Origin of the sequence: Leifsonia sp. SIMBA_070 (assembly GCF_046534635.1) — a bacterium.
Lineage (GTDB): Bacteria > Actinomycetota > Actinomycetes > Actinomycetales > Microbacteriaceae > Leifsonia.
This window is the reverse complement of sequence record NZ_JAWRYK010000001.1, coordinates 1619584-1638911: the sequence shown is the minus strand read 5'-3', so window position 1 is coordinate 1638911 and position 19328 is coordinate 1619584. Positions and strand designations below refer to the sequence as shown.

The 19328-nt window shown below is 70.7% G+C and carries 23 protein-coding genes; 14 read left to right on the top strand and 9 right to left on the bottom strand.

Annotated features, from left to right (window positions below; genetic code table 11):
• The first annotated feature begins 27 nt into the window (after nucleotides 1-27).
• The gene (locus tag SB754_RS07685) at nucleotides 28-1170 is read left to right on the top strand and encodes a permease (RefSeq protein ID WP_410781743.1); all 1143 of its coding nucleotides are present in this window, start codon (nucleotides 28-30) and stop codon (nucleotides 1168-1170) included.
• Nucleotides 1167-1844, top strand: coding sequence for an HAD family hydrolase (locus SB754_RS07680; RefSeq protein ID WP_410781742.1), 678 nt, complete (start codon nucleotides 1167-1169; stop codon nucleotides 1842-1844). Before SB754_RS07685 ends, SB754_RS07680 begins: the two co-directional genes overlap by 4 nt.
• On the opposite strand, the gene SB754_RS07675 is transcribed toward SB754_RS07680, so the two are convergent.
• The 3 genes from SB754_RS07675 to SB754_RS07665 are packed head-to-tail and all read right to left on the bottom strand — an operon-like array spanning nucleotide 1841 to nucleotide 5674.
• Complete coding sequence (locus SB754_RS07675; RefSeq protein WP_410781741.1) at nucleotides 1841-2734, bottom strand: glycosyltransferase family 2 protein; 894 nt, start codon at nucleotides 2732-2734, stop codon at nucleotides 1841-1843. The two genes, SB754_RS07680 and SB754_RS07675, sit on opposite strands and share 4 nt — an antisense overlap.
• Nucleotides 2731-4272: a D-glycero-beta-D-manno-heptose 1-phosphate adenylyltransferase gene (gene rfaE2, locus SB754_RS07670; RefSeq protein ID WP_410781740.1), complete on the bottom strand. Its 1542-nt coding sequence runs from the start codon at nucleotides 4270-4272 to the stop codon at nucleotides 2731-2733. Before rfaE2 ends, SB754_RS07675 begins: the two co-directional genes overlap by 4 nt.
• Before the next feature lies 1 nt (nucleotide 4273).
• A complete protein-coding gene (locus SB754_RS07665) occupies nucleotides 4274-5674 on the bottom strand; it encodes an aldehyde dehydrogenase family protein (RefSeq protein WP_410781739.1) in 1401 nt (466 codons plus the stop codon).
• A gap of 145 nt (nucleotides 5675-5819) precedes the next feature.
• On the opposite strand from SB754_RS07665, the gene SB754_RS07660 reads away from it, so the two are divergent.
• Nucleotides 5820-6959, top strand: coding sequence for a glycosyltransferase family 9 protein (locus tag SB754_RS07660; RefSeq protein WP_410781738.1), 1140 nt, complete (start codon nucleotides 5820-5822; stop codon nucleotides 6957-6959).
• Between the two features lie 93 nt (nucleotides 6960-7052).
• Here SB754_RS07660 and SB754_RS07655 read toward each other — a convergent pair whose 3' ends face one another.
• Genes SB754_RS07655 through SB754_RS07640 form a run of 4 tightly spaced genes read right to left on the bottom strand, consistent with a single transcriptional unit; the run spans nucleotide 7053 to nucleotide 10661 of the window.
• Nucleotides 7053-7754 (bottom strand): SDR family oxidoreductase, encoded by a 702-nt coding sequence (locus SB754_RS07655; RefSeq protein WP_410781737.1) that lies wholly within the window; start codon nucleotides 7752-7754, stop codon nucleotides 7053-7055.
• A complete protein-coding gene (locus SB754_RS07650) occupies nucleotides 7751-9013 on the bottom strand; it encodes a glycosyltransferase (protein WP_410781736.1) in 1263 nt (420 codons plus the stop codon). The genes SB754_RS07655 and SB754_RS07650 overlap by 4 nt, the downstream gene beginning before the upstream one ends.
• Nucleotides 9010-10035: a glycosyltransferase family 9 protein gene (locus SB754_RS07645; RefSeq protein WP_410783282.1), complete on the bottom strand. Its 1026-nt coding sequence runs from the start codon at nucleotides 10033-10035 to the stop codon at nucleotides 9010-9012. Before SB754_RS07645 ends, SB754_RS07650 begins: the two co-directional genes overlap by 4 nt.
• Before the next feature lie 41 nt (nucleotides 10036-10076).
• The gene (locus SB754_RS07640; RefSeq protein ID WP_410781735.1) at nucleotides 10077-10661 is read right to left on the bottom strand and encodes a D-glycero-alpha-D-manno-heptose-1,7-bisphosphate 7-phosphatase; all 585 of its coding nucleotides are present in this window, start codon (nucleotides 10659-10661) and stop codon (nucleotides 10077-10079) included.
• 83 nt (nucleotides 10662-10744) lie between these two features.
• Between SB754_RS07640 and SB754_RS07635 the strand changes: the two genes are divergently transcribed.
• Nucleotides 10745-11686: a glycosyltransferase family 9 protein gene (locus SB754_RS07635; RefSeq protein ID WP_410781734.1), complete on the top strand. Its 942-nt coding sequence runs from the start codon at nucleotides 10745-10747 to the stop codon at nucleotides 11684-11686.
• Here SB754_RS07635 and SB754_RS07630 read toward each other — a convergent pair.
• A complete protein-coding gene (locus SB754_RS07630) occupies nucleotides 11679-12479 on the bottom strand; it encodes a sigma-70 family RNA polymerase sigma factor (RefSeq protein ID WP_410781733.1) in 801 nt (266 codons plus the stop codon). The two genes, SB754_RS07635 and SB754_RS07630, sit on opposite strands and share 8 nt — an antisense overlap.
• Nucleotides 12480-12676: 197 nt before the next feature.
• Between SB754_RS07630 and SB754_RS07625 the strand changes: the two genes are divergently transcribed.
• From SB754_RS07625 to SB754_RS07600, 6 genes are all read left to right on the top strand, one after another.
• A complete protein-coding gene (locus SB754_RS07625) occupies nucleotides 12677-13645 on the top strand; it encodes an alkaline phosphatase family protein (RefSeq protein WP_410781732.1) in 969 nt (322 codons plus the stop codon).
• A gap of 109 nt (nucleotides 13646-13754) precedes the next feature.
• The gene (locus tag SB754_RS07620) at nucleotides 13755-14084 is read left to right on the top strand and encodes a hypothetical protein (protein WP_410781731.1); all 330 of its coding nucleotides are present in this window, start codon (nucleotides 13755-13757) and stop codon (nucleotides 14082-14084) included.
• 365 nt (nucleotides 14085-14449) lie between these two features.
• A complete protein-coding gene (locus tag SB754_RS07615; protein WP_410781730.1) occupies nucleotides 14450-15028 on the top strand; it encodes a GNAT family N-acetyltransferase in 579 nt (192 codons plus the stop codon).
• A 47-nt stretch (nucleotides 15029-15075) separates the two neighbouring features.
• Complete coding sequence (locus tag SB754_RS07610; protein WP_410781729.1) at nucleotides 15076-15531, top strand: nucleotidyltransferase domain-containing protein; 456 nt, start codon at nucleotides 15076-15078, stop codon at nucleotides 15529-15531.
• Nucleotides 15532-15535: 4 nt separating this feature from the next.
• Nucleotides 15536-15904: an META domain-containing protein gene (locus SB754_RS07605; RefSeq protein WP_410781728.1), complete on the top strand. Its 369-nt coding sequence runs from the start codon at nucleotides 15536-15538 to the stop codon at nucleotides 15902-15904.
• 15 nt (nucleotides 15905-15919) lie between these two features.
• The gene (locus SB754_RS07600; RefSeq protein ID WP_410781727.1) at nucleotides 15920-16591 is read left to right on the top strand and encodes a GAP family protein; all 672 of its coding nucleotides are present in this window, start codon (nucleotides 15920-15922) and stop codon (nucleotides 16589-16591) included.
• A 27-nt stretch (nucleotides 16592-16618) separates the two neighbouring features.
• Here the strand turns inward: SB754_RS07600 and SB754_RS07595 are convergent, their stop codons facing one another.
• The gene (locus SB754_RS07595; protein ID WP_410781726.1) at nucleotides 16619-16918 is read right to left on the bottom strand and encodes a hypothetical protein; all 300 of its coding nucleotides are present in this window, start codon (nucleotides 16916-16918) and stop codon (nucleotides 16619-16621) included.
• A 146-nt stretch (nucleotides 16919-17064) separates the two neighbouring features.
• Between SB754_RS07595 and SB754_RS07590 the strand changes: the two genes are divergently transcribed.
• The 4 genes from SB754_RS07590 to SB754_RS07575 all read left to right on the top strand — a co-directional run bounded on the left by SB754_RS07590 (nucleotide 17065) and on the right by SB754_RS07575 (nucleotide 19294).
• Nucleotides 17065-17415 (top strand): hypothetical protein, encoded by a 351-nt coding sequence (locus SB754_RS07590; RefSeq protein ID WP_410781725.1) that lies wholly within the window; start codon nucleotides 17065-17067, stop codon nucleotides 17413-17415.
• 92 nt (nucleotides 17416-17507) lie between these two features.
• A complete protein-coding gene (locus SB754_RS07585; RefSeq protein WP_410781724.1) occupies nucleotides 17508-17852 on the top strand; it encodes an ATP-dependent DNA ligase in 345 nt (114 codons plus the stop codon).
• A gap of 27 nt (nucleotides 17853-17879) precedes the next feature.
• Nucleotides 17880-18587 carry a GAF and ANTAR domain-containing protein gene (locus SB754_RS07580; protein WP_410781723.1) on the top strand — a complete coding sequence of 236 codons (708 nt, stop codon included), beginning with the start codon at nucleotides 17880-17882 and terminating at the stop codon, nucleotides 18585-18587.
• On the top strand, nucleotides 18584-19294 hold the full coding sequence (locus SB754_RS07575; RefSeq protein WP_410781722.1) for an ANTAR domain-containing protein: 711 nt from the start codon (nucleotides 18584-18586) through the stop codon (nucleotides 19292-19294). Before SB754_RS07580 ends, SB754_RS07575 begins: the two co-directional genes overlap by 4 nt.
• Nucleotides 19295-19328 lie beyond the last annotated feature (34 nt).

The following is a 19328-nucleotide window of genomic DNA, read 5'->3' as shown; positions in this document are numbered from 1 at the left end:
CACCATCCGCGGTGGGAGGAGGAATCGATGGACGTGCTGGGTGCGATCGGCGAAGCGCTGGCGATGGCCGGCACCATGGGATGGCAGATCCTCTGGCCCCTGATCCTCGGGTTCACGCTCTCCGGGGTCATCCAGGCGGTCGTCCGCACGGAGAAGATCACGAGCCTGATGAGTGACGACTCGCCGCGGTCGATCAGCATCTCGGCGCTGTTCGGCGCCGCGTCCTCGTCCTGCTCGTACGCGGCCGTCGCGTTGGCGCGGGCGCTGTTCCGCAAGGGAGCGCACTTCTCCGCAGCGATGGCGTTCGAGATCGCCTCGACCAACCTGGTGATCGAGCTGGGGCTGGTGCTCGCCTTCACGATGGGCTGGCAGTTCACCGCCGCCGAATTCGTCGGAGGCCCCATCATGATCGTTCTCATCGCCCTCGGGTTCCGGGTGTGGATGCGCGGCCGGATCGTGGAGGCGGCGAAAGAGCAGGCCGACAAGGGCCTCGCCGGGTCGATGGAGGGCCACGCCGCCATGGACATGTCGGTGCAGGGCGACGGCGGATTCTGGCGCCGCCTCCTCTCCCCCGAAGGCGTCACGGCCGTCTCCCGCTACTTCGTGATGGACTGGGCCGCCGTGCTGCGTGACATCGTCCTCGGCCTCCTGATCGCCGGCTCGTTCGCCGCCTGGGTCCCGCAGGACTGGCTGCAGTCCATCTTCCTCAGTCACGACCCCGTCGCCGCGTTCATCCTCGGGCCGCTGATCGGGCCGCTCATCGCCGTGATCAGCTTCGTCTGCTCGGTCGGGAACGTGCCCCTCGCCGCGGTGCTCTGGAACGGGGGGATCAGCTTCGGCGGCGTGGTCAGCTTCCTCTTCGCGGACCTGATCATCATCCCGATCATCCTGATCTACCGGAAGTACTACGGGTGGAGGCCGGCGCTGCGGATCACGGCGACCTTCTACGGCGCGATGGTGATCGCCGGCTACGTCGTCGAGCTCGTCTTCACGCCCCTCGGGCTCGTTCCGGAGAACCGGAACCTCACCATCGCGCAGGGCGGGATCAGCTGGAACTACACCACCTGGCTGAACCTCGTGTTCCTGGTGCTCGCCGCGGGTCTGGTGACCGTGTTCGTCCGCTCCGGCAGCGGCCGCATGTTGCGGATGATGAACGGCGCGCCCGAGTGACCGGCGGCGGACGGAGCGGCCAGGAGGCGGTCGTCTTCGACCTGTACGACACGGTCATCGTCGTCGACCCGGCGCTCCGGCGGGCGCACCAGGAGGCGCTGGCCCGGCGGCTCAGGATGCCCGCACCCGCGTTCCTGGGGCACTGGAACGCGACGAGCCGGGCGAGCAACCTGGGGCGGATCGGGCCGACGGAGGACAGGTTCCGGGAGGTGATGGCTCGCGCCGGGATCTCGCAGGGCAACCCTGCAGAACTCGCCGCCATGGAGCACGAGTTCCTTCGCGCGGCTGCTCACCCGGCTCCGGGCATGCTGCCGCTGCTGGCCGACCTGCGGGCCCGAGACGTCCGCCTTGCGCTGCTCAGCAACTGCTCCGTGAGCGTGCGGTTCGCGCTGGACGGCGCCGGTGTCACGGACGCCTTCGACCTCGTCCTGCTGTCGTGCGACGCCGGCCGCGTCAAACCCGACGCCGAGTTCTTCCGGCTCGCGCTCGCCGAGGTGAAGGCCCCGCCCTCGGCCTCCCTCTACGTCGCGGACGGCGTCGGCGGCGAACTGGAGGCCGCGGCGGCCCTCGGGATGCGAGCCATCCGCGCCGCCTGGTCGAACCCGGAGGGCACTGCGCCCGCCGGCACGCCGGTCGCGCGTACCGCCGGCGAGCTGGCGGAGCTGCTCGCCTAGAAGATCACGTCCCGCGCTTCGACCCGGCGGTCCGGCACGGTCGTCGGCGCCTCCAGGTGCACGGCGCCGCTCGGCAGGATGCCCGCTCCCCCGAAGCGCTCCATCACGCGCCACTCCGCCGCGACGTCCTCACCCGAGTGGATGGGCGGCAGCAGCCTCCAGAAGTCGAACCCTCCGCAGTCGACCAGGGCCTGCCTCCGGTAGAGGACGCAGCCGCCGAGCCAGGCGATCTTGTAGGCGAGCCAGCCGTCGCGCTCCACCGGCACCTCCTCGGCGACATGGACGAGATTGGCGGCGGAGTGCAGCGAGGCGCGCTCGATGCTGGGCTGGTCGATGCGGATCCGCTCGGGCTCGACCCGGCCCTCCCACGCCTCGAAGCTGGTCCGCTGATGCGGACGCCGGTCGTCGAGGAACGACAGCCCCTGGACGGCGCTCCCGACGAACCCGCAGCCGAGCTCGGTGAGCGCGTCGGCCATCCGCCGGATGCTGCCGGGTTCGAGCCAGACGTCGTCGTCCAGGAACAGGCAGTACGGCGCCTGGGCCTGGTCGAGCAGGAACTGCCGGTGCTCGGCGAGCCCGCGCCGCTCGTGGCGGAACAGCCGGACCTCCCGGCCCTGCGCGCGGAGGACCCGGACCATGGCCTGCACGGCCGGCGCCTCCAAGGCTGCGCCGTCCTCCGACTGGTCGCTCAGGATGACCGAGAACGGCGGGTCGTCCTGCCCGCAGAGCCCCGCGAGGGTGACGGCGAGCTCGGCGATGCGTCCGACGGTCGGGATGAGCACATCCACGTCGGCGCGGACCGGAACCGGGGGCCGGCCCCAGTCGCCCGACCAGCGGCGTGAGACGGTCCGCTCCCCCGCATCCAGTCGGGTGGTGGTCGCCGCGCTCATGCCGATCCCGTCCTCTCCGACTCGTGCCTGCCCGACTCGTGCCTCGTCGCATCGTGCGACCGGATCCGCTTCACGACGGCCGTCGTCGAGTGCGCGGGAAGGTAGTCCAGGATCCGGACATCGCCTCCGTAGCCGCGGACGACCGCGGTCTCGGCCATGTCCTCCGCCCGGTAGTCGCCGCCTTTCGCGTAGATGTCCGGGCGGATGCGCTCGATCAGCGCGCTCGGGGTGTCGGCATCGAAGACCGTGACGTAGTCGACGCAGCTGAGGGCGGCGAGCACGCCGGCGCGATCGGCCGCCGTGTTGATCGGGCGCCCGTCCCCTTTGAGGCGACGGACGGAGTCGTCGCTGTTCACCGCGACCACCAGCACGTCGCCGAGCCGCTTCGCCTGGTTGAGGTAGGCGGTGTGGCCGCGGTGGAGCACGTCGAAGCAGCCGTTCGTGAGCACGATCCGCTTGCCCGCGTTGCGCTGCTCATCCAGCTGGCGCACCAGCTCGTCGTTTTCGAGGGCGCCGTCGGCGAACTGGGACAGGTGCGTCACCAGGTCGGTCGTGGAGCACACCGATGTGCCGAACCTGCTCACGACCACGTCCGCGGCGCACTGGGCCAGGTCGATGCTGGTCGTCAGCGGGAGGCCGGACGCGCGACCGACGGCGAGGGCGGCCACGAACGTGTCGCCCGCGCCGGACGCCTGCTTGTCCGCCGCGGGCTGCGCCCACGTCCGGTACTGGCGTCCGTCCGGCTCCATCATCACGGTGCCGTCCCGGTCGAGGGTGACGATGACCGAGTGCGCCCCCGTCCTCTCGAAGAGTTCGGGCGCGCGTTCCAGCACGGTCTGGACGCGGTCGGTCGAGCGGTTGAGCGTGCCGCCCACGAGCTGCGCGGTCTCCTCCGCATTCGGGGTGACGATGTCGGGTCGCAAGGCCGCCCACTCGGCCGGGTCGTGGGCGTCCACGACGGTCAGTGGAGGCCGGTGCGGCTGGGCGATCACGGCCGAGGCCACCGGGCCGCGCAGCATCCCCGTGCGATAGTCGCAGACCAGCTGGGCGGCGACACCGGACGTCGCCCGGGCCACCGCCTCCGCCACCTGCTCGAGCGCGTCCTGCGGGTACTCGCCGGGCTGCGCCTCGTCGAGGCGGGCGAGCACCTGGTCGCCGAGGATGATGCGCGTCTTGGTGATGGTCTTCACGGCGGGATGGAGGATCAGCCCCGAGATGTCGATGCCGGCCTCATCCAGCTGGTCGCGGAGGCGGAGCCCGCTCTCGTCGGTGCCCACCAGGCCGACGAAGCGCACGCGGGCGCCCAGGGAGGCCACGTTCATGGCGGTGTTGGCTGCTCCGCCGGGGACGAACAGCTTCTTCCGCAGGGCGACCACCGGGGCGGGCGCCTCCCGGGCCATCCGCTCGCTGTGGCCGTGCCACCAGCCGTCGAGCATCGCGTCGCCGATGACGGTGATCACCGGCGAGATGTAGCGCAGGCGCACCGGGATCTCGGGGGTCAGCGCCGAGCAGGTCGACAGGATCGGTTCGCTGCGCATGTCAGTCCCTTCCGCCCGTGCCGGGCAGGCCGAGGTGCACGACCTTCGTCGTCGTCATCTCGTCCAGGAGCTCCGGCCCGTAGCCGTATCCGCTGCCGCTGTCGCCCCGCGGTTCGGCCGAGCCTCCCGGCGCTCCGCCGAAGACCGCGTTGACCTTCACCGTGCCGACGGGCAGCTCGGCGATGGCCCGCTGGGCGTGCTCCATGGACCCGGTCAGGACCGTGGCGGCCAGGCCGTATCTGCCCCGGGCGGCGCGGGCGAGGCCCTCCTCGAAGCTGCCGACGACCTGGATGGGCGCCACGGGGCCGAACGTCTCCTCCGTCATCACCGGCATGTCCTCCGTGCAGCGGGTCAGCACGGTCGGCGGGTAGAAGCACCCGGCGCCGGGCGGGATGCTGCCGCCGTGCTGGACGACGGCGCCGCGTGCGATGGAGTCGGCGACCTGCCCGTGCACCTGCGTGCGCAGCGCCTCGTCGACCAGCGGGCCGAGGTCGCCCGATGCCTCCAGCTCGACCGCCTCCCGGACGAGCGCCTCGGTGAACGGACCGGCGACGGCCTCGTGGACGTAGATGCGCTCGACCGAGGTGCAGAGCTGGCCGGCGTTCGCGAAGGCGCCGAGGGCGGCCTGCGCGGCCGCCCACTCGGGGTCGACGTCCGCGTCGACGATCAGCGGATCGTTCCCGCCGTTCTCGCGGACGACGCGGCTGCCGGTGAAGGCCGCCGTGCGGGCGATCTGCTCTCCGGCGAGGGTGGAGCCGACGTGGGCGATGAGGTCGATCCCAGGATGCTCGGCAAGGGCGTTCCCCACGGCCGGACCGCCGAGGACGGTCTGCAGGACGTCCTCCGGTAGGGCTCGGGCGAGCAGTTCGCCGAGCCGGGCGCCGAGATGGGGGCAGCGCTCGCTGGGCTTGTGGATGACGGAGTTGCCCGTGACAAGCGCGGCACCGACCAGTCCGGCGGTCGTCGCCACCGGGTCGTTCCAGGGGGTGAGGGCGAGGACCACGCCGCGCGGCTCCGGGATGGTGTAGTCCGCGGCATCGACGTCGCCCCGCAGACTGTGGCCGCGGTGCACCGGGCCGAGCTCCGCGAACTGCAGCAGTGTCCGGACCCCGGCCTGCACGCTCCCCAACGCGTCGCCGACCGGCCTCCCCGTCTCCCTGCTGTTGAGCTCCGCGAGCTCGGCGGCCGCCGCGGCGACGAGGCCTGCGGCATGGCGCACCATCGCCCCGCGCTCCTCGCTGGGCAGCCGCGACCAGTCCGTCGATGCGGCCCCGGCGCGGAGGACGGCGGTGTCCACCTCCTCCGACCCGGCCGAACGGACGGTCCCGACCAATCGGCCGTCCCGGGGATCGGTGATCGTGATCGAGGCGCCGTCGAGCTTCGCCTCGAGGATGTGGGTCACGGACACGGGCTCCTCCACTTCACTCGTCAGTGACCTCATACCCGGTACCGCCACGGTCTACACCTCCCATCTCGATCAGTTGGAGCCGGGGCGTTTGCGTCCGCCGGCCGCTGGGCACTGAGCAAGAGACACGGAAGGGGTGCGCATGGGATCCAGGACCTCGGAAGAGCGGGAGCCGGTCGTCGCGATCGGCCCCGGAGGCGAACGGGTCGAGGGCGTCGAACGGATCGCCGTCCTCCGCGGCGGAGGCCTCGGCGACCTGCTGTTCGCGTTCCCCGCGCTCGCCGCGCTCGAGGCCGCGTACCGCGGGGCGACGATCACCCTGCTCGGAACGCCGATGCACGCCGCCCTCCTCGAGGGGAGGCCGGGGCCGGTCCACGAAGTCGCGGTCCTCCCCCGCGTCCGGGGCGTCTACCTGCCGCCCGGCGCGGACGAGGACCCGGCGGAGGCGGATGCCTTCGTCGAGGCCATGCGGGAGCGGCGGTTCGACCTGGCCGTGCAGGTCCATGGCGGCGGCGGATACTCGAACGCGTTCGTCCGTCGCCTCGGCGCGCGGGTCACGGCGGGACTCACGACGCCGGAGGCGGCCCCACTCGATCGGACGGTCCCCTACGCCTACTACCAGCACGAGTGGATGCGCGCGCTGGAGGTGGTCGGGATGGTCGGCGCACGACCGGTCGAACTCGAGCCGCGCCTCCAGCCCACGCCGGACGAGCGATCCAGGGCGCAGGAGTCCATTCCGTCCGACGGCGCGCCGCTGGTGGTCGTCCACCCCGGCGCGACCGACCCCCGACGGCGCTGGCCGGCCGAGCGGTTCGCGACGGTCGCCGGACGCCTGGCTGCGGCCGGCGCCCGCGTCGTCGTGGTCGGCGATGCATCGGACGTCCCCGCCGCGGACGAGATCGTGGGGCTGGCGCGACGCTCGGCGCCGGAAGTCGGGCCCGACCGGATCCGCTCGGCCGCCGGAGCGCTGTCGCTCAGCGACCTGGTCGGGGTGCTGGACGCGGCGGACGTCTTCCTCGGCAACGACAGCGGCCCTCGGCACCTGGCGCAGGCCCTCGGCCGTCCGACCGTCTCGATCTTCTGGATCGGCAACGTGATCAATGCCGGACCGCTGGGCCGGTCGAAGCATCGCGTGCACGTCTCCTGGATCATCCGCTGCCCGGTGTGCGGTCGCGACTGCACGGGCGGCGCGGAACGCTGCGAGCACGACGTCTCCTTCGTCGGGGATGTGGAGGCCGGGCCGGTCCACGCGGACGTGGCCGAACTCGCGGGTCTCGCCTGACCGAGGGGAGGTTCGCCGGCCGCTGCGGCTCAGCGTCACAGTGCCTCAGCGTCACAGCGGCTCAGCGGCTCAGCGGCTCAGGGGCTCAGGGGCTCAGGGCCAGGACTCCTCCAGCTCGTGGCAGATCACGAGCTCCCGCACCTCGCAGTCCGACGGCTGAGACAGCGCGAACAGGATCGCGGCGGCCACATTCCGCGGGTCGTTGAGCTTGGAGTCGTCCTGCGGCTTGTACTGCTCGGTGCGGCCGTCGAAGAAGTGCGTCTTCATCCCGGACGGGATGATGGTGGTCACGCCGACTTCGCCCCGGAGCTCGGCCGCCAGGGACCGGGTGAAGCCGACGACCGCGAACTTGGACGCGCAGTAGGCGGTCGCCTCGGAGACGGCCTTGATCCCGAGCGACGAGGCGATGGTCACCACGCGCCCGTGGGAGCGGATCAGCGACGGCAGCGTGGCCCGGACCACGCTCACCGTGCCGAGCAGATTGACCCGGATGATCCGTTCCCAGTCGTCTGCGGCGATCTCGTCGAGGCGGCCCGGCTTGTCGATCCCCGCCGCGGTCACCACGGCATCCAGGCCGCCGACGCGGTCGACCGCCCCTGCGACGGCCTCCTCCACGGCCCTGGTGTCGCTCACATCCACCTGGTACTGGTTCTCGCCGCCCGGTGAAGCGTCGCGGTCGAAGACGATCGGGGTCCCTCCCGCCTGCTCCACCGCCTCGGCCACGGCTCGTCCGAGGCCGGACGCACCTCCCGTGATCAGGACGCGGCCGGGTCCATTCTGCTCGCTGCTGCTCATCCCTGTCCTCCATTCGTCATCGATGCCATCTGAGTTCGCCGCGCGTTGTCGAGGAGCCCGACGTAGCACTCCTCGGTGAGGGCGGCCACGCGGTCCCAGCTGTAGAGGGACACGGCGCGGTCGCGCCCGTTGAGTCCGAGCCGGTGCGCGAACTCCGGGTCGGAGAGCAGGCGGCCGATCGCCGCGGCCAGCGCGGCCGGGTCCTGCGGGGGCACGAGAATGCCCGTGACGCCGTCCACCACCGAGTCGAGGAGACCGCCGACGGCTGCCCCGACCACCGGGACGCCGCAGGACATCGCCTCCAGAGGGACGATGCCGAACGGCTCGTACCACGGCGCGCAGACGATCGCGTCGCAGGAGCGGATGGTCTCGGGCAGGTCCGTGTGCGGGATCCGGCCGGCGAACAGCACCCGATCGGCGACACCCTGCTCGACGGCGATGGCACGGAGGCGGCCGGCCTCCTCGTCACCGCCTCCTGGTCCTGCATCGCCGCCGCCGACGATGACGAGTTCGACGTCGTCCCGGCCCTCTGCGGCGAGCAGGGCGAGAGCCCGGATGACGAGCTCCACTCCCTTCCGCGGCACCAGGCGACCGACCACGCCGATCCGGAACCGCCGGCCGCGCACGGCCGCCGGACCGTCCGGCCGCAGCAGCTCCGTGTCGACACCGCACGGCGCGATGCTGATGCGGGCGCGGTCGACGCCCATGGCGACCAGCTCGGAGACCTCGTCGGAACAGGTCGCCAACACGCCGTCCGCCGTGCGGCCGACCCACGGCTCCAGGTGCTGCCGCTCGGCCGGGCTGGTGTCGTCGGCCTTCTGGTACCGGCGCTTCACGGTGCCGAGGGCGTGGAAGGTCTGGAGGACGGGGATCCTGTCCCCTCCGCCGGCTTCGAGCGCGCCGGCCGCGCGGATCGCGGCGACCCCCGACATCCAGAAGTGAGAATGCAGGATGTCCGGCCGCGTTCGGCTGCAGTCCTCACGGATGCCGTCGGCGAGGCCATCCATGTACGGCAGCAGGTGGTCCTTGGGGATGGACCGGGCCGGGCCGGCCGTGACATTGACGACCTCCACCCCCGGCGCCAGCGGGATGCGCTCCTCCAGGGCCGCGTCGTCCCGCCGGGTGTAGACGGTGACCGTGTGCCCGCGTGCCGCCAGCGCCGTGGAGACGGCGGCGACGTGCACGTTCTGTCCGCCCGCATCCACGCCGCCCAGGACGGCGAGCGGGCTCGCGTGCTCGGAGACCATTGCGATTCTCATGACAGCTGTCCGTTCTGTAGCTGCACCCGCGGGATCTCCGCGAGTCGTGGGGCGGCCAGGCGCAGGCACGCGTCCACCGCCTCCTCCGGGGTGACGCCCGCCAGGCAGGGGTGCCCGGGGAGGGGGCACTCCCGCGCGCGGGTCCCCCGGCACGCCTCCTCCTGGTCGCCCAGGAGCACGACCGGCACGCCGTACGGCGCCCAGCGGATCGCCGGGAGGATCGGTGAGAAGAGGCTGACCACCGGCGTCCCGACCGCGGCGGCCAGGTGCGCCGGGCCGGTGTTCCCGGCGATCAGCGCGCCCGCCCGGGCGAGCACACCGCCCATGCTCCCGAAATCGGTGCGGCCGCCGAGGTCCGTCGCCAGACCGCCCGAGACGTACGCGGTCAGCTCACGCTCGGCCGGGCTCCCGGTCACGACGACACGGACCCCCTTCTCGGCGAGCAGACGCACCGCCGCCCAGTAGCGGCCGGCCGGCCACCGCCTGCTCGGCACGGAGGCGCCGGGATGCACCGCGACGAACGGTTCCGTGTCGTCTCCGAGGAGGTCCGACACATCATCGTCGTACCGCACCCGGAGGAGGCCGTCGTCCTCAGGCGGCAGAGGAAAGCCGGCCGCTGCGGCGATCCGGAGGGCACGCAGCGGCTCGGGCTGGTCCTCCTGCAGGTCCTCGCCCGGCCGGAGCCGGACATCGAGTAGGCTGCCCGGGTAGTCGACGGAGGCTCCGCTCACCCGCCCGACGCCGGCCAGCCGGAGGACCAGGGCGAGCGGCAGCGGCGACTGATGGAACGAGGTCAGGATCACGGCCTCCTCCGGGATGTCGTCTCCCAGGAGGTCGGTCAGCTGCTGGATGCTCTCGGGCGTCGCACGCGGAGCCGGGTTGCTGATCCAGGGGCAGTCCCAGACCACCACGTCATCCACGCCGGGCAGCGCGCGGGCCGCTGACTCCCCGACCGGACCGCACAGCAGAGTCACCCGGGCGGATGCCGCGACCGCGCGGATCGCGGGCCCGGAGACGATCATGTCGCCCAGGCTGTCCAGGCGTGCGACGAGGACGCGGCGGGTCACCAGGACTCGCCTCCCGCCGTGACGCGCTCCGCGGCGGCGTCGTCCTCCGCGGGGGCGAGGAGGAGCGTCACGGCGTCCGCGAGCGTCGCCGCCACCATCGGGGCGTCCCGGACCTCCTCGCGACGCGTCCGGCTGTTCGGCACCAGGACGCCCAGCGCCCCGGCGGCGGCCGCGGCACCCAGATCACTGCCGACGTCCCCGATCACGGCGACCCGAGCCGGGTCGACGCCCAGCCGTCGGGCGGCCGAGAGCACCATCCCGGGTCGCGGCTTGCGGCACGCGCAGCCGTCGTCCGCCCGGTGCGGGCAGACCTCCCAGACGTCGAAGCCACCGAACAGCGCGTCGACCCGAGCATTGATGCGGTCGACATCCGCAGCCGCCAGGATTCCGTCGCCCACCGCGGCCTGGTTGCTGACCACGCCGACGGCGAGTCCCCGCTCGCGGGCGAGGGCGACACCCTCCACAGCGCCGGGCATCGGACGGACCCGGTCGGGGTCGGCGTTGCCGGGCACGTCGAGGATGAGCGTGCCATCTCGGTCGAACAGGACGGCGGCGATATCCGCGAGACGGGAAGAAGCCATGCTGCTGGTGTTCCCCGGAATCTCGGCCGGTAAACGTCGGGGCGTCCTGGGCACCTCGGACCGGCCGTGGGAGAGTGGGCGGAGTGAGACTGCTTGGCGACCCCGACGGCACACCGGAACTCCTCGCGCTGCGCGCGCTCAAGCTCGGCGACCTCCTGGTGGCGGTGCCCGCGATCCGCGCGATCAAGCGCGCCAACCCCGACCACCGGGTGATCCTGGCCGTGCCCGGCTGGCTGGACCCCATCCTCGACCTGGTGGAGGGCGTGGATGCGCTGCTGCCGACGCCCGGACTGGATGAGCCCCTCCGGATCGAGCCGGGGCGCGTCGACACCGTGGTCAACCTCCACGGGTCGGGCCCGGAGAGCCGCGGCCTCCTAAATGCTCTCGGCGCTCGCCGTAAAGTCGGCCACCGCTCCCCCGGCTGGGACGGGCCGGAGTGGCAGGACGGGCTGCTCGAGCGCTACCGCTGGGCGCGACTCGTCACGGCGCACGGGATGCCGGCCGACCAGGACGAGGTGGGCCTGCGATTGCCGGGGGCGAGCCTCCGCCCTCGAGCGGCCGTGGTCCATGTCGGTGCGTTCTACGGCTGCCGCCGCTGGCCGGCGGACCGCTTCGGGCAGGTGGCCCGCGCCCTCGAACGCGACGGGCTGCAGGTGGTGTTCACCGGCAGCGAGGCGGAGCGTCCGCGCGCCCTCGAGGTCGCGGAGCTGGCCGGGCTGCCCGAGGATCGTGTGCTGGCCGGGCGGATCGGCCTCGGCGAGTTCGCGGCGGTCATCGCCGATGCGTCGATCGTGATCTCGGCCGACACGGGCGCCGCGCACCTTGCGTCCGCCTACGCGGTTCCGTCCGTGATCGTCTTCGGGCCGGCGCCGGTCGAGGAATGGGGGCCTCCACCGGGGCCGCACGTCGTGCTGACCGACGCCCGCCTGCGGGTGGGCGACACCTTCGGGTCGGAGCCCGACCCCGCACTGCTGGCGGTGCAGCCAGACGACGTGCTGGCCGCGGTCCGGGGCCTGCTCAGCTGACCGCGCCTGCGGCCGCCGGCCCGTCGTCTGCTCCGTCGTTCCCGTCGGCTTCTGCTTCGTCGTTCGCGTCGTTCGCGTCGTCCGCGTCGTCCGCTGAGAGACGGGTGCGCAGTTCGGCGAGGATGCGGGTGAGCAGCCGCGAGATCTGCATCTGCGTGACCCCGAGCTCCTCCCCGATCTCCTGCTGCGTCTTGTCCTGGAAGAACCGCAGGTAGAGGATGCGCCGGTCGCGGAGGTTGAGCCCACGGCAGGCGACGGCGATGGCCGCCATCGTCTCCGCGCGCTCCATCCTCCGGTCGGCGGCGGCCAGGGTGTCGCCGAGGACCGGGCTGTCGTCGTCACCGCCGGCCGGAGCGTCCAGCGACGACGGCTGCATGCTCTCGTGGGCCCGTAGCGCTTCGTTCACGAGCGCGAGGTCCTCTCCGAGCGAGTCGGAGAGCTCGGCCGGTGTCGGCTGGTGCCCGAGCTGCTGGGAAAGCCGGCTCGACTCGGAGGACAGGCGGGAGCGCAGTTCCTGGACCGGACGGGGCGGACGGATGAACCACCCCGAGTCGCGGAAGTACCGCTTGATCTCCCCGGCGATCGTCGGGGCCGCGTACAGCACGAAGTCGTCGCATCTGCGGCGGTCGAAGTGGCGGGCGGCCTTCACCAGGCCCAGGTAGGCGACCTGTTCGAGGTCCCTGCTGTCGTGCCGGCCGTGGCAGTAGCGGTGCGCGATCGCACCGGCCAGGCCCAGATGCTTGAGCACCAGCTCGTTGACGATCTCGGGCCCGTCGGCGTCTGCGGTCGGCATGAAGCGCCCCCTCTCCTCGGCATCGGTTGCACGGTGTTCAGCCCGCTTGCGAGCGACGGTAGAAGTGGTGCGACCTCTCTTCACCCCGTTGAAAAGAAGAGAAGTTGGGGTGACTGTTGCAGAAACGCATCTCTCCGCGCACCGCGGGGCTCTGCCCGACGGTTGGCCCTGGGGTCCGGCGGGGGTACGGTGCGCGCATGAGCCGCCGAATTCGTGCGGCCGGACTGGCCGTGATCATCGCGGTGATCGTCCCGGCGCTCCTCGCGGGCTGCTCGGTCGGTGGCGACTCCCGCAACCGGCCCGCCACGGTACCGGCCACGCACTCCCCCAGCGCGCCGAGCCCGGCAGCCTCCCCGGCGCCGGCCGTGAGCTCCGGTCCGCTCGCGCACATCGTGATCATCGTCGATGAGAACAAGCCGGCGACGTCGGTGATCGGCAACGCCGCGGCGCCCTATCTGAACGGCCTCGCCCGCACCTACGCGCAGGCTACGCACTACTCGGCGATCACGCACCCGAGCCTCCCGAACTATCTGGCGCTCACCAGCGGAACGACTGCGGGCATCACGACCGACTGCAACCCGCCTGGCGGCTCCTGCCTGGTGACAGGACCGAACCTCGCACAGGCTCTCGACCGTGCGCACCGTTCCTGGAAGATGTACGCCGAAAGCATGCCCGCTCCCTGCACCACTGCCAACACGGACCTGTATGCGGTGAAGCACAACCCGTTCCTGTACTTCCCGAGTGTGACCGACGACCCGGCCTCCTGTGCCGCCCACGACGTGCCGTACTCGCAGCTGGAGGCCGACCTCGCGACGACGACGAGCCTCCCCGACTTCTCGTTCGTCAGCCCGAACCTGTGCGACGACATGCACAACTGCTCTGTGGCGACCGGGGATGCGTGGCTCGCGTCGGCCGTCCCGCGCATCCTGTCGTCCCCTGCCTTCACGAAGCAGCGCTCGCTCCTCGTGGTCACGTTCGACGAGGGCGACGCGGCCGACAACGTCATCCCGTGCGTCTTCGCCGGGCCTGCGGCTCGGCCGCAGACCTCGTCGGCGACGCCGTTCACGCACTATTCGTTGCTGCGAACGGTGGAGGACGCCTGGGGGCTGCCGCCTCTCACAGCGGAGGACGCGGCGGCGACGCCGATGACGGCGCTGCTGCGGTGAGGGAGGCTGCCGGGTACCGCCCTCGGGCCTCCCGAATCGGTCCCGAGATACGAAATCACTCCGTTGTCAAGTGGCTGACAGGTCATGCTCGGGCGCGAGGTAATGAGCTATGCGGAGGATCACTTACGCCGGGACGTGGTTCGACACCGGCGACGACATCGCGGAGGCGCTGCTCTACTATGCGAAAGCGCTGGCCTACAACAACGTCGCGGACACCGTCGCCGTCCCGGGGCGGAGCGCGACCGGCGATGCGGGCATCGTCGAAGTGATCATCGGCCCCGCGAGCCAGATCGTGAGTGCGCCGATCGAGTTCGTCGGCGAAAGCTTCGACGATCCGGCGGTGATCGCCGAGCTGGAACGGAAGACGAGCAGTCTTCAGCCACGGCGGCCGCTCACCGAACCGGAGGTCTCGACCGGTGGTGAGGCTCCGCTGGGGTAGCGCTGCGGGCGTCGCCCTGTTTTCAGGAGATCGGCTCCCCTTTTCTCAGGAGATCGGCTCGTCTTTTCAGGAGATCGGCTCCTTTTTTCAGGAGATGTAAGGCGTCCTGTTTTCAGGAGATTCTGGTCAGGAGCGCTCTCCACGTCCCGTATTCAGGAGGGAGAGGGTACCCAGTGCTCCGATCTCCTGAAAACAGGACGACGAATCTCCTGAATTCAGGAGGTCCGATCTCCTGAAAACAGGAGCGCGAGTCTCCTGAAAACACGAGCGCGAACCTCCTGAATGCAGGAGATCCGCCCAGGAAGCCCGCAAGCGTCGATGAGGCCAGTCCATCGGATGTCGGTGCGTCCCCGTACGATTCCCGTATGTCCATCGAGGTGCTGCCTGCGACAGGTCGGTGGGACGACTTCGCGTCGTTCATGGTCCCGCGAAAACCCGGGGGTGGAGGGTGCGTCTGCATGTCGTACCGCGACTCGCGCCTCGACATGCCCGGCAGGATCGAACACATGCGGTCCGAGTGCTCGTCCGAGCCAGGCCCGGGCGTGCTGGTCTACGTCGAGGGTGAGGTCGCGGGCTGGTGCTCGGTCGCGCCCAAGTCGACGTATCGCCGGTTGATGGGTTCGCGCACGATCCCGCACCTCGACGAAGACCAGGACCCGTGGTCGATCGTCTGCTTCGTGGTGCGAGGAGGCTTCCGCAAGCGCGGACTGATGCACCAGCTCCTGGACGGCGCGGTGGCGCACGCACGGGCGGCGGGCGCGGCAATGGTCGAGGGCTACCCGGTCGATACCGCCGGCACGCGCGTGGATGTCATCAGCGGCTACGTCGGAACGGTCTCACTCTTCGAGGCGCACGGTTTCGAGCGCATCCAGCAGACAGACGCCCACTCCGGCGGTGCGACCCGCTGGCTGATGCGGCGCTACCTCTCGCCGAGTGGTGAGTAGATGCCCCATTTCCCGTCGAGTAGCGACATCTGCTCACCACTCGGCGCATGACCGCCCGGCTGAAGGGCCGGCGGCGGGAGGCGGAGCGGCTGCTCGGCCGCCTTACCCGATGGGGCGAAGGCGAGCCGACCGTGAAGGTCGTGCTTCTGGTCGGCTCGTACGCGCGGGGGTCGGAGCGCCTCGCCAGCGACCTCGACGTGATGATCCTCAGCGATGAGGTCGACCGGCTCGCCGACTCCGAGTGGTTTCCTCGCGAGTTCCACGGAGCCCGTCACCTCCGGGACGGCGACTGGGGTCCCGTCCGGGAGCGCCGGTACCGGCTCCGCTCCGGGCTCCAGGTGGAGCTCGACTTCGCGCCGGTCTCCTGGGCGGCGGTCCCCCTCGACACGGGAACGCGGCGGGTGCTGGAGGACGGTCACCGGGTGCTCTACGACCCCTCCAGCGTGTCGCTGAAGCCGTCGCGATCACCCCTACTGGTGGGCGCACCTGACCCGCTACCGTGAGCGCATGAACAGCGTGCCCACCCTCCGGCTCTCCGCCGTGGCAGTCCTCCTCGTCGCAGCGGCGGCACTCACCGGATGCTCGTCGTCCGGCTCCGCCTTCACCGGAGACTGGGGCTCGACCGCCTCCGGGCAACCGCACCTCACCATCAAGGACGACGGCTCGTTCTCCGGCTCGGACGGCTGCAACGCCATGTCGGGCAAAGGATCGGTGAGCGGCGACACCTACACCTTCGGGCCGTTCGCGTCCACGCTGAAGGCCTGCGAGGGCGTCAATCCGTGGCTCAGCCGGGCGAACACCGCGAAGGTGTCCGGCAGCGACCTGGTGATCTACGCCAACGGCGGTCAGAAGGTCGGCACGCTGCCCAAGAGGTGAGCGGCGGAGATCAGCATGGGCGCAGTCATCGGGGCGATCCTCCCGCTCGCCGTCGGCATCGCGATCAGCCCCATCCCGATCATCGCCGCGATCCTGATGCTGCTGTCCCCGAAGGCGCGCGGAAGCAGTCTGGGATTCCTGCTCGGCTGGGTGCTCGGCATCGTCGTCGCGGTCGTCGTGTTCACCCTGCTGTCATCGGTGCTCCCGCGCGGCGAGGGAGACCAGTCGAAGCCGATCGTCGGCGTCGTCACCATCGTCCTCGGTCTGCTGCTGCTCCTGCTCGCGGTGCGCCAGTGGCGGTCACGACCGACCGGTGACGCGGAGGCGACCCTCCCGAAGTGGATGGGCGCGATCGACACGATGACGGCCGGCCGCGCTCTCGTGCTCGGCTTCGTGCTCGCCGCGGTCAACCCGAAGAACCTGCTGATGGGCATCGCCGCGGGCATCGCCATCGGCTCCGGAGGCTTGAACGCCGGCGAGATCGTCATCGTCGTGGTCGTGTTCGCCGTGATCGCGGCATCCACCGTGGCGATCCCGGTGATCGCCTACCTCGTCGCGTCGCAGAGGATGGCCGCCCCGCTGAGCTCACTCCGCACCTGGCTGGTCCACAACAACGCGATGATCATGGCCGTCCTGCTCCTCGTCATCGGCGTCGTGCTCATCGGCAAAGGCATCGGCGACTTCTGACCGCACCATTCGCGCCTCGCGGGACGTTCACTCCTGGGTCGGCGGCTCGAACGGGCGGTTGAGCTCCTCGACCCGGTTGTGGAGGTACTCCACCACTTCGTGGTTGTCCGGCTCGCTGGCGTCCGTGCTGGCCGACTCCACCATCAGGACCGTCGCCTGGTTCAGCAGGAAGGACGCATCGACGCTGTTGCCGTCCGTGCCGATGGCCCGCACCGTGACCACATCCGAGCCGCCGCGCTCCGAGATCAGGCGGGCGTACTGGATGAGCAGGTCGGCCGCGGCGTTCCCGATCAGCAACGACTTCTCCGCGTAGGTCACGTGCTTCATGCCTCACACGGTAGGCCGCAGAAAGTTCCGCGCAGCCCGTTGACAGGATGCTCGGAGGCCCCCTCCCTTGACTCCCCGGCTGACGCTGCTAATCTTCGAGTCGAGCGCCCCAGACCCCGGCGAGATCTCGCAGGATTGGGGTACTCATGAAGACCGTATCGACGCGTTCCGCGTCGTTCCTCACCGGCTCCGCCATCGCGGAGGCCGTGCAGCACTACGGGCTGGCTCTCGCCCGCAAGGGCGATGTGGATGTCGTCGACATCCCGGTGATCCGTGACGACGGCGGCTCCGGCCGCGCTTCCTTCATTGTCGGCTGGCTGATGGACGCGACGACAGAGGCAGCCGTCACGGACCATCCCGAGCTGATCGACTCCGAAACGGTGGCAGACCTCCGCCTGCGCGCGGAGCTCCTCGTGATGCCGAAGGCCGAACCGTTCTCCATCGCCGACCTGGCGGGCGATTGGCCCGACCTGGATATGGACTTCACGCCCAAGTGAGTGCACTGTAAGGGGGACGGCACGTGCACGTGCACGTGCACGTGCATGGCAGGGGAAGGACGCAGATGGGCTCACTCAGGTACGACGGAATCGTGATCGAATTCGAGGACCGCCTGCTGGCCCACCTGCAGATCGTGATCGCGCAGAAGATCCGGCGCGGCGAGAGCTTCTTCATGGCCTGGCGCGATTCCGTCGAGACCGGAGACGGCCACAGCTCCATCTGGATCCACCCGGCTCAGAACCTGTACTTCAAGTTCAGCGGCAGCCGGTTCCCGAAGATCAACCCGGCCTGGGTGGAGGCGCTGATGGCCAGCGCGAACAGCTCGAAGGGCCTCCTGATCATGACAGAGGACAGCATCAGCGCGGAAGACGGCTCCGGAGTCACGCTGGCAACGGCGACTCCGCACCTGCAGGACTTCCGCAGTAGAGCGTATTGACGCTGCCCATTCGGTAGCGTTGGCGGTGTGGAGAACGGCACCTCGATGAACGGCAGCACCCGCGGCGGCGGCCCGACCCCGCACCCCGACTACTGGCGGCCGTTCCTGGAGGCGCTGCCGGTGGCGGGCACGTCCGTCTCGACCATCGGCGACCTGCTGGGAACGGAGACCGTCTCTGCCAGCGACGCGGTCGCGGCACGGCTGGACGAGCTGCAGTTCGACCTGGGCGAGGGTCCGTGCTGGGACGCCCTCCGGCTCCGCCGCCCCGTCCTCGAATCGGACATGCGCGCACGGCCGAGACAGACGTGGTCCGCGTTCAGCGCGGCAGCCCTCGAACAGGGCGTCGTCGCCCTGTTCGCCTTCCCGATGCTGGTCGGCCCATTGCAGATCGGCGCGATCGACATGTACGCGCGGCAGCCGGTCACCCTCGACGACGCCCACACCCAGGAGGCCACGCGGCTCGCCGATATCGCGGGACGACGGCTCCTGCAGAACGCACTCCACCGGGCCGGTGACGAGCTGCAGGAGGACAATAACCCGTTCTCCCGCCGCATCGTGCACCAGGCGACGGGCATGGTCCTCGCTCAACTCGACGTGAGTGCGGACGACGCCCGCATGGTGATCCAGGCGCACGCCTTCGCGACGAACCGGTCGATGATGGAGGTCTCCCGCGAGGTGCTGGACGGCCACCTCGACTTCTCCAAGCTCGACCCGAACGGCAGCCGGCAGCGATGACCTTCACACGAGAACAGGGCATGCTGCGAGCGTTCGCGCAACTCGCGGACACGCTCGTCGCCGACTACGACGTCGTCGACCTGCTGCAGTCGCTGGTCGACCTGACCAGCGGTCTGCTCGGTGCGACGGCCTCCGGAGTGATGCTGGCCGACGAGAACGGCGAACTGGATGTGATCGCCTCCACCAGCGAGGCCAGCCGGCTCGTCGAGATGATGCAGTTGAGCGCCTACGCCGGGCCGTGCATCGAGAGCTTCACCACGGGTGTCGTGGTCTCGGTGCCCGACATCTCGCTCACCCCCGATCGGTGGCGCGCCTTCCGGGAACGTGCGCTGGAGCAGGGTTTCGAGTCGATGGACGCCATCCCGATGCGCCTCCGCGAGCAGACGATCGGCACGCTGAACCTCTTCCGGACCGGTACGGGCGACCTGCCGGAGGACGACATGGTCGCGGCGCAGGCGTTCGCCGATGTCGCAACCATCGGGATCCTGCACCAGCGCAGCCTCGCCGAGAGCGACGCTGTGCGCCAGCAGCTCCAGTTCGCGCTGAACAGCCGGATCATCATCGAGCAGGCGAAGGGCGTCGTCGCGCAGACCCGCAGCGTGCCCATCGACGGGGCCTTCGAACTCATCCGGGCCTACGCTCGACGCAACAGGATCGGGATCTCGGATGTCGCGTCGGCCATCGTCGAGCGCCGCCTGACCCTCTAGCGCCGAAACGCAGCGCCGGCCGAATCGGGACTAG

Bases quoted from the DNA above. Each gene is read 5' to 3' on its own strand.
- SB754_RS07640 (WP_410781735.1), bottom strand. From the start codon at position 10,661: ATGGCTTCTTCCCGTCTCGCGGATATCGCCGCCGTCCTGTTCGACCGA.
- rfaE2 (WP_410781740.1), bottom strand. From the start codon at position 4,272: ATGCGCAGCGAACCGATCCTGTCGACCTGCTCGGCGCTGACCCCCGAG.
- SB754_RS07575 (WP_410781722.1), top strand. From the start codon at position 18,584: ATGACCTTCACACGAGAACAGGGCATGCTGCGAGCGTTCGCGCAACTC.
- SB754_RS07660 (WP_410781738.1), top strand. From the start codon at position 5,820: ATGGGATCCAGGACCTCGGAAGAGCGGGAGCCGGTCGTCGCGATCGGC.
- SB754_RS07610 (WP_410781729.1), top strand. From the start codon at position 15,076: ATGACCGCCCGGCTGAAGGGCCGGCGGCGGGAGGCGGAGCGGCTGCTC.
- SB754_RS07675 (WP_410781741.1), bottom strand. From the start codon at position 2,734: ATGAGCGCGGCGACCACCACCCGACTGGATGCGGGGGAGCGGACCGTC.
- SB754_RS07590 (WP_410781725.1), top strand. From the start codon at position 17,065: ATGAAGACCGTATCGACGCGTTCCGCGTCGTTCCTCACCGGCTCCGCC.
- SB754_RS07605 (WP_410781728.1), top strand. From the start codon at position 15,536: ATGAACAGCGTGCCCACCCTCCGGCTCTCCGCCGTGGCAGTCCTCCTC.
- SB754_RS07630 (WP_410781733.1), bottom strand. From the start codon at position 12,479: ATGCCGACCGCAGACGCCGACGGGCCCGAGATCGTCAACGAGCTGGTG.
- SB754_RS07655 (WP_410781737.1), bottom strand. From the start codon at position 7,754: ATGAGCAGCAGCGAGCAGAATGGACCCGGCCGCGTCCTGATCACGGGA.
- SB754_RS07600 (WP_410781727.1), top strand. From the start codon at position 15,920: ATGGGCGCAGTCATCGGGGCGATCCTCCCGCTCGCCGTCGGCATCGCG.
- SB754_RS07650 (WP_410781736.1), bottom strand. From the start codon at position 9,013: ATGAGAATCGCAATGGTCTCCGAGCACGCGAGCCCGCTCGCCGTCCTG.
- SB754_RS07625 (WP_410781732.1), top strand. From the start codon at position 12,677: ATGAGCCGCCGAATTCGTGCGGCCGGACTGGCCGTGATCATCGCGGTG.
- SB754_RS07595 (WP_410781726.1), bottom strand. From the start codon at position 16,918: ATGAAGCACGTGACCTACGCGGAGAAGTCGTTGCTGATCGGGAACGCC.
- SB754_RS07615 (WP_410781730.1), top strand. From the start codon at position 14,450: ATGTCCATCGAGGTGCTGCCTGCGACAGGTCGGTGGGACGACTTCGCG.
- SB754_RS07645 (WP_410783282.1), bottom strand. From the start codon at position 10,035: ATGATCGTCTCCGGGCCCGCGATCCGCGCGGTCGCGGCATCCGCCCGG.
- SB754_RS07620 (WP_410781731.1), top strand. From the start codon at position 13,755: ATGCGGAGGATCACTTACGCCGGGACGTGGTTCGACACCGGCGACGAC.
- SB754_RS07685 (WP_410781743.1), top strand. From the start codon at position 28: ATGGACGTGCTGGGTGCGATCGGCGAAGCGCTGGCGATGGCCGGCACC.